At 54.4% G+C, this 1,043-nt stretch carries 1 protein-coding gene; it reads left to right on the top strand.

Annotated elements, in window-relative coordinates:
• Positions 1–306 precede the first annotated feature (306 nt).
• Positions 307–1,043 (top strand): ISH3 family transposase (locus U4E84_RS18655; RefSeq protein WP_322533541.1); only part of this gene is annotated, 737 nt, incomplete at its 3' end.

The raw sequence follows: 1,043 nt of genomic DNA, 5'->3' as shown, positions 1-1,043 counted from the left end.
CTACTTCACTCATTTGTTCGGATAACCACCAGACTGCGTCCACCTCGAAATCTGTATTAGTATACTATCCAATAATGCCAATTTCGAGGTGGCCTGTTCAAGTCAAGGCCGGTACCCTTCTATCGTTTCCGCAGGAAGCCCGAACACATCGTCGGCCCATTCCAACCACTCCAGGGTGCCCTCTGATTCTTCTATCTTTGTCTTCAATCGCCGGACAACTCCCACCTCGAAATGAGTATTATTAGACAGGACCAATAATCAGTCGATCACATCGGGTTTGAGTGAGAGTGTCTGCTTGAACATGGTGTGAGACCAAGACAAGCAGACAGCAAGATAGAGGAAGAGCACCTGCTTAATTTTGTCGTCAACAGCCTCGACGAGGAGCTTGCGATAGAGCTCGGCGAGAATGTCGAGGTAACGACAGAGACGTTGTACGAGGTCCTCGCCGGCGCTAGCGCCGGCGGGACCTCAATCAACCACGTCTGCGAAACGACTGACGACTCGCCACACGCCAATACCGTCCGTGGACATCTCACCGATCAGTTTGAGCTTGATTCGGTTGAGGAGGTTGGAGACACGCTGTTGCAACGAGATGCGCTTGAGACACTACCGGATCGACCGGTGGAGGTCTGTGTAGACCTCCACCTCGATCCCTACTACGGCGACGAAGATGAGACAGAGGCGCTGTACTTCTCACAGGCGAAACGTGGAACGACCGCATTTCATGCCTATGCGACGCTCTACGCACGCGTACGTAACAAACGGTACACGCTGGCGGTTCGCCAGCTTGTCGCTGGCGAAACCACCAGCGATGTCCTCGGTGAGTTCCTCGAACTCCTTGACGGCCTTGACCTCACCGTCAAGGCCGTCTACCTTGACCGCGGATTCTACAACAGCACCTGCCTCAAACTGCTGTACGCGCACAACTACGCCTACGCGATGCCGATCATCAAGTGGGGTGAGACGATTCAAGAGGAACTCAGCAAAGGCTGGAGCCGCGAGATCGAACACGATCTCGCCGGCGAGGTAACGTTCCCCGTGTT

The organism is Halorubrum sp. AD140 (assembly GCF_034497445.1).
GTDB lineage: Archaea > Halobacteriota > Halobacteria > Halobacteriales > Haloferacaceae > Halorubrum.
The sequence above is the reverse complement of the archived record's forward strand: the minus strand, read 5'-3'. Positions and strand labels throughout refer to the sequence as shown.